General features: G+C 41.8%; 6 protein-coding genes and 1 pseudogene. 6 read left to right on the plus strand and 1 reads right to left on the minus strand.

What is annotated here, in order from left to right; translation table 11 throughout:
• The first annotated feature begins 1 nt into the window (after position 1).
• On the plus strand, positions 2-868 hold the full coding sequence (locus BZG13_RS10435; protein WP_241824798.1) for a DUF7281 domain-containing protein: 867 nt from the start codon (positions 2-4) through the stop codon (positions 866-868).
• 99 nt (positions 869-967) lie between these two features.
• Here BZG13_RS10435 and BZG13_RS15490 read toward each other — a convergent pair.
• Positions 968-1,165, minus strand: a pseudogene (locus BZG13_RS15490) (DDE-type integrase/transposase/recombinase); the annotation flags it as partial.
• A 369-nt stretch (positions 1,166-1,534) separates the two neighbouring features.
• Between BZG13_RS15490 and BZG13_RS10445 the strand changes: the two are divergent.
• From BZG13_RS10445 to BZG13_RS15300, 5 genes are all read left to right on the plus strand, one after another.
• On the plus strand, positions 1,535-2,542 hold the full coding sequence (locus BZG13_RS10445) for an OmpA family protein (protein WP_158074886.1): 1,008 nt from the start codon (positions 1,535-1,537) through the stop codon (positions 2,540-2,542).
• 13 nt (positions 2,543-2,555) lie between these two features.
• The gene (locus tag BZG13_RS10450) at positions 2,556-3,878 is read left to right on the plus strand and encodes a hypothetical protein (RefSeq protein WP_077486577.1); all 1,323 of its coding nucleotides are present in this window, start codon (positions 2,556-2,558) and stop codon (positions 3,876-3,878) included.
• On the plus strand, positions 3,875-5,041 hold the full coding sequence (locus BZG13_RS10455) for a hypothetical protein (protein ID WP_077486578.1): 1,167 nt from the start codon (positions 3,875-3,877) through the stop codon (positions 5,039-5,041). Before BZG13_RS10450 ends, BZG13_RS10455 begins: the two co-directional genes overlap by 4 nt.
• Positions 5,042-5,382: 341 nt before the next feature.
• Positions 5,383-5,697: a hypothetical protein gene (locus BZG13_RS15260; protein WP_077608517.1), complete on the plus strand. Its 315-nt coding sequence runs from the start codon at positions 5,383-5,385 to the stop codon at positions 5,695-5,697.
• A 283-nt stretch (positions 5,698-5,980) separates the two neighbouring features.
• Complete coding sequence (locus tag BZG13_RS15300; RefSeq protein ID WP_158074887.1) at positions 5,981-6,142, plus strand: hypothetical protein; 162 nt, start codon at positions 5,981-5,983, stop codon at positions 6,140-6,142.
• Positions 6,143-6,428: the final 286 nt, after the last annotated feature.

Consider the following 6,428-nt stretch of genomic DNA (forward strand, 5'->3'; position numbering starts at 1 on the left):
GGTGAAAGCACTCTCGCGACTCGTTGAGGTTTACCCTGATTCCGTTGCCGGGAGTAGAATGACACCGTCTCAAAAGAAGCAGCTTGAAGCGTTCAATCACAAAACGCGGTGTGTGCAAATTACGCCTAAAGGCCGTGGTGTTGTTTATCGAATTCAAGACATGGATGTAGCCGCCGTTGAACTTGAACGATTAGCCCCCGAACAACATGTATCTTCCAGTGTACCACAACGAACGGTAAACATAGCCTCGACACGCAGCAGCAAACAAGGATACACAGCTCTCGATGTCAGTTACGTGCTGGCTAAAACGGTTGCGAACCCTTTGTGGGAGGTTTCCGGAGTACCAACCGAGCACTTAAATGCAGCCACAGAAGCGTTTGGTGTATTCTCGCTTGAGGTGGGCGGAGAGCGAAATAGCCATCTTCACACAGAACATTCCATTTGGCTGGTGGAGAACCAAGCGCTATTTGACAGACTAGATTGGTTGCCCAATAACGACCCTACTACCGTTATTTGGTACCGCGGGCAGCTCCACAACAAACTGATTGATTGGTTATCGGTGCCTGAAAGGGCACCGATAGTCTACTTTTTTGCTGACTATGATGGAGTTGGGCTGAATAACTACCGCCGCCTCAAAGAGAAGCTTACAGAAAGAGCAGAGTTTTGGATGATGCCGAATTGGAAGGCGTTTTTGTTACGTTATGGACAAAACCAGCTTTGGGTTGACACCGCCCGGGACTTTGTCTCTTTCGAGCGCAACAGCCAAAAGCTTTTAGCACAGTCATCAGAGTTACGAGAGTTGGTGACGGAAATGCAGAAGCATGGCTTAGCTTTGGAGCAAGAGGTGATTTGGTTGAATGAACAGTAGATGTGATATCATAAGCTTGCGAACTACTATAACCCAGTAAATCGTATGTTATTCATTCAAGTGTCAATGGCATAGTTATTTTATTGAATATGCATGCGCTATCTGTTTAGGGCCTCTACGGCTCTCATATACCACTTTCAATGCGTTACTGATTAACGTGCTGGCCGGTCACAACGATATCGCCCAGCCAACGGTTTTTCGTGCAAATAAATCAATGACGACAGCCAGATAAGTCCATCGGTTGCCGGTTCAGATGTATGTGACGTCACCACACCAAACGTGATTTGTTGCTTCAACGTGCTGTTGCCAGTGACGAAAGCTGCAGATGCTTTGATAATCGTGTAATTTTGTTCGAGAGCAAGCACGGCGGCTTCACGTTTAAATTCCGCGCTGAAATTACATTGTGTGCGTTTGGTCATGGTTTCATCTGTCACGCTATGAGGAGTACCTTACCTCCCCCCTAATCAGGCGGCCAAATTCACTACGCTACTACAATCGCGACTTAAAAAGGTACATACTTAGTTCCAGTAAAAGCTTGCTTATTATGGTAACTATTAAGTAGTATATATCGGATTTGGAGCTGCAAAAGCCATCAGTCTTTTTATCTCGATGGTCGTATGGTCCGAAAAGTATGATTGGATAGTGTCGTCAGGTAGGGACGTTGCAATGAAAAGACAGTTTCTTCTCACAGTTTCTTTGGTATTTTTACTCTCCGCTTGCCAATCCGTAAAGCTACTTTCTCGACAATCCCCTATAGATGAGACAAATCAAGGTTCCGCTCAAAGAGAGAGTATCGAGGCTTATGGAACTGCTCAGGAAGAGTTAATGCCCAAGCCGGTAAAGTTTGAACTTCAATCGACCATTACAGACAGTCAACTGAGTTCTATAAGTGAAAAGTATGACACTATAGATATCCAGGAATTCAAGCTCAAAGAGCACCTGCTACATAGAGTTGAGTTTCAAAGTTCCGTTTTATTTGGACTTGACAAAAGCAACCTTGAAATGGTCGACATCAGTGAGATATCTCAATTTGCAACCACCTACTCATCTGGGGAACCCAGTTATTACCTGCTTATTGTGGGCCATACAGACAGCACTGGGAGTCGTACATATAACCAAGCATTGAGTACTAAGAGAGCTTTAAAAATTGCAGAGTTATTACATACAAGCGGCGTTTCAGAAAGCCAAATAAAGCTTATACCCGCAGGCGAAATTTATCCCGCTCATACCAACACCAGTCAACATGGTAGACAATTGAACCGAAGAGTAGAGCTATTGGTTGCTAAGTCTAGAGAGCTTGTGAAGTCTTTTATCAGGCAGAGAGACTGTACTGACATTGATCCAGCCTGCACCAGAGCATTGCTCCCGATAATGGACGTTTATGACTCGGACAAAGGTTTAGTTCTGGATACTAAGAACTCAGACAGTGTCGTGACGCAAACTCCTGAGATAAATGAGCTTGCGGTACTCGCTAAGTCTCTGAGCAATGATATATTAAAAACTGATAAACGTTATGAAACCAAGAGCGAGCGTGAAAGGATTGAAGTGTCAGCGCCGTCAGTCAGAGAGCCTCTTGAGGTTCCAACTTTAGTCCGTCCCGTCCTTGATTTTGTGACTGAAACCAGAAAACCCCTCAAGCTACCTAAGAAATACCATCTAAAAGCAAATCAATAGAGAACTTGTTATTATGGAAGATATCCGAAAAGACTTTGACAACCTCATTAGTGATACCCCCATTGATGACGCAAACCGCTCTTTCTCTAGCGAGCACATCACAAATGTAGTGTTGGAAGAAGTGGAAGAAGGAAAATCGGGACACCTGAATACAACCAAAGACTTTTTAACAATCCGTATCAAGGATTTGACAGTGCGCTCTATAAAAGAACGAATGGGTCGATGGGTTTCTCGTAGAAATGACGTAATCATCCGAGCAAAAAAAGAGATCAATAAATCCAACGCATCTGACGTTTCCCAGAAGGAACGTGATTTGGTCGAACAAGCAGAAGAAGCCAAAAGCAAAGCCCAGGAAGAGTACATGGCAAATAACCATTACTCTGACCTTAAATATAATTACGATCAGTGTAAGACATTGTATGAGGGTATGAGAGCAGAGATGGGTGGCAAACCTCCCGTCAAACCTCGCTTGTGGCTTTACCTCATATCAATTGCGCTCGTTGGCTGTGTTGAATGGTTTATTAACTTCTCAACATTCAACATTAAGTACCCTCCAGGTGTCGCAGCGGGTGCAACCATATTAATAGCTCTTGCAATTGCTGTTGCAAGTCACTTCCATGGTGCATTAATCAAACAGCGATTAGCGCTATTTGCTCCTCACCGAAAGAAAAGTGACAAAAACCAAGTTGTATACACTCAGTTGATTTTTTCATTACTACTAGTCATTGCGCTTTGTGTCGTTACATACAACCGTTACGACGTACTTGAAGAATCATTAGTGCGAAATGGCGCAGGCAGTTTACCCGGCCTCGCAGGGATGGAGGAAACTACTACCAGTGTTTGGTCCGAACTGACACCTTTTATATTGATGAACATCCTTGTTTGGTTGGTAGGGGTTGCAATTAGTTACTTCATTCACGATTCGAGACCCGACTATCAAGAAGCACTTGGAAATTATAACAAAGCTAAAGTAAAGTTCTTTGCAGTTGATAAAGGGTTAAAAGAAGAGCTCAACCGCATTGACTCTGAGTTCGATGATAGGATTCAGAAGCTAAAGAATGCTCACAGCTCGGATACAAACAATAGTAAGGATATACACGCTTATATCGAACGTCTCCTTGCTAAAGAGGAGTCACTAATACAACAGGCCACCGTAACTATTAATGAAATTATTGAGCACCATCAATCGGCTTTGGTCAGTTCCTTTAGAAACCAAGGCATGCCAAACGTTCAAATCGGCCCTAGACAATTATCCTTGGAAGAGTATTTAAATACCGATCTATCATTACAAGCTGCTGATGTCCGTAAAATGTTGTCATTGGAGAATTATTCATGAAGAAACTCATTGCTATAGGATTAGCTACAGTATCATTGACAAGTAATGCTAGTGGCTTGCTAAGAACGACTGACCTGAAGAGCTACTGTGATCAGGAAGGAGTGGACAGACAAACCATTCTCTATTTAGACCAGTCCATCATCGCGAAGGAAGATCCTAACTGGTATAAAGATATACTTAACAAGACTAAATTTCTTCCTGGTGAACGAGTTAAAGTTGTCACCATCAAAGATGGAGGCTCCAATGTAGAACTTGCATGGGATACCTGCTATCCGGCTTATACAAAAGCGGTTTATAAAAAAAAGAAGAGTGATGATGGTCTAGGTAGCATGTTTGTCGGAGGTATTGATGACAAGCTAGAGAATGATCAAAAAGAATTTTCGAAACTTCTTCCTCAAGCTCTTGCCCATCCGCTCCAGGGGACCAAAAATAAGACTCCACCTCAGTATCAAGATGATTTTCCCGTCAAAAAGCTCGTTGAAGCTCTTTATTATGATTCCAATAGGTTAGATATTAAAAGTGGCATCCCTAGAGTAATCGTTTTTTCTGACATGGTCGAAAAATCAGATTTAATAAAGCCTGGTGATGCAGATCCCGAAGCCCTTGCRGAAAAGGCCGCTGAACGTTTTCCTGTGTTCTTTAATCACGCTGAATTCTATATTTATGGAGTGAACTATACCAACTCAGATACCAGTCTGAACGAGAGTATGGAGTCTTTTTGGACGACATACCTGCTTCATTCCGGTGCTAATGTCGCACACTATGGTACTCAGTTGGTGCTACCAAAAGATGACAACATAGTTTTTGAAGCGTCGAGCTATGACGGAAAGTTAACCCAGTCAGATGGCAAAAAACTGGCAACGTCTATGCGACTGGCTTACCTCCCAAATGGAGAGCTCAAATACAGCTGGCTCGTTATTGGTGATCAGTATATGACACTAAAAGGCAATGTAAGCTGCAGTGGCCAGAACTGTGAGTTAAACGCAAAAGTTGTTGACTCAACATTCAATGGATTCCAGAAAAGTGATGTCTTAAAGCTAAAAGGCAATTTGAAGATGATGTCAGGGCAGATTGGCGCTCCAGATGACTCAGTGATAGATCAAAAGGGCGATGCCTATCGCTATGATATAGAGTTTGATAGAGAGCCAAATCTAACCATGTAATATAATGTTAGCAGGGCAATAGTCCGTTCGGTCAGGAGCAATCCTGGCCGCTTACGGAAATCTGGTCAACTTCCTTGAAAATTACTTTAGTGCAAAATGCAAGATCTGAGCTCGAGAGAGGTATAATAAAGTTATTTGTGATCTTATCCTTGTTATTGGGTTGACTTCGATAATATCAGTGATATGATAAAAAATGTTTGACATTTAATGTGGCGATCAAGTAGTAAAAAATGTCGGCCAAAAGTCCCTGCTTTAATTTAAGGAAAACCTGATTCTGCATCTAGTATCTTATAGGTTTATAGATGTTGAAAAAATTAGTTCAATGTAAGGAGAAGAGGAAAATGAAAGGTACTATTTTAAAAGCATCTTCAGCGTTGTGTGTTTTAGCACTATCGGGATGTATGGCTACCGGTGGCGAAAGCTCATTATTAAGTAATGACTGGGAGTCAATGTCTTGTGATGAAATAAATTCAGCAATAACCTCATATAATGACGCGAATAGCACTGTAGATTCAATGACAAGCCTGGCCTCTGCAGTCGGTGTCGATACATCTGCAGTTGACTCTGCACAAGCCCAAGGAGATAACATCCTTGTTCGAGCTAAAAGAGTTGCTCGGCCTATTGCTGAACAAAAAGATTGTCAAATAGACTGGTAAACAAAAATATATAAATAAGCATCTAAGTAGCTCTCATACGCTGTCATATTATTAGATATAAGTTTTTTTCGATCAAACAATGCTCGACAACAGCCAAACTATTAATTTGATTTAATCGCTAGAGAGAATAAGATACTGAATTAGCACATCTTGTCGTTTGATCTTTGCTTTTTGGCGAAATCTTTTGATTAGATAACAAGGTGTGCATTCCCCCCCTAGGTGTCAGAGTATTCGTTCGAATATAAATCGCCCTAAAATACAACAATGTAGGGCTAATAAGGACATGACGCCGAAATATTTCGAAGAAAGAAAAGCCGCCATTTTCAAGAAACAGTTGCCGCCGAATAATAAAAATGTTTCGGAAATTGCAGCCGAAGAATACATCAGCAAGGCAGCGTTGTACAACCAAGATTCCGCAGCTATTTTATTTCGCCGAAGATGCTGATGCGTTCGTGACAATTGCGCAATCATGCTGACTTTGAGGCACTAGCAGAGAAGTATTTGATTTTTGATGACGAGTCACATTTAACCTCCTGATAGTAGAGAGAGATAGGTTAGTCAATGATTGCTATCAGAAACCAGTTTGTATAGCCAGCATTGAATGATATAGTTGCTCGATACGTGAAGGGGCTCACGTAATTTATTAGATAATTAGGTGCAGAAACTCGGATAACGTATATTTTTATATATAAAATTAACTAGAGCGAACACATGAGTTAGCGGGCTTTTAA

This window comes from Salinivibrio sp. ML323 (genome assembly GCF_001995745.1).
In the GTDB taxonomy this organism is placed as follows: Bacteria; Pseudomonadota; Gammaproteobacteria; order Enterobacterales; family Vibrionaceae; genus Salinivibrio; species Salinivibrio kushneri.

Bases quoted from the DNA above. Each gene is read 5' to 3' on its own strand.
- BZG13_RS10445 (WP_158074886.1), top strand. From the start codon at position 1,535: ATGAAAAGACAGTTTCTTCTCACAGTTTCTTTGGTATTTTTACTCTCC.
- BZG13_RS10450 (WP_077486577.1), top strand. From the start codon at position 2,556: ATGGAAGATATCCGAAAAGACTTTGACAACCTCATTAGTGATACCCCC.
- BZG13_RS15260 (WP_077608517.1), top strand. From the start codon at position 5,383: ATGAAAGGTACTATTTTAAAAGCATCTTCAGCGTTGTGTGTTTTAGCA.
- BZG13_RS15300 (WP_158074887.1), top strand. From the start codon at position 5,981: ATGACGCCGAAATATTTCGAAGAAAGAAAAGCCGCCATTTTCAAGAAA.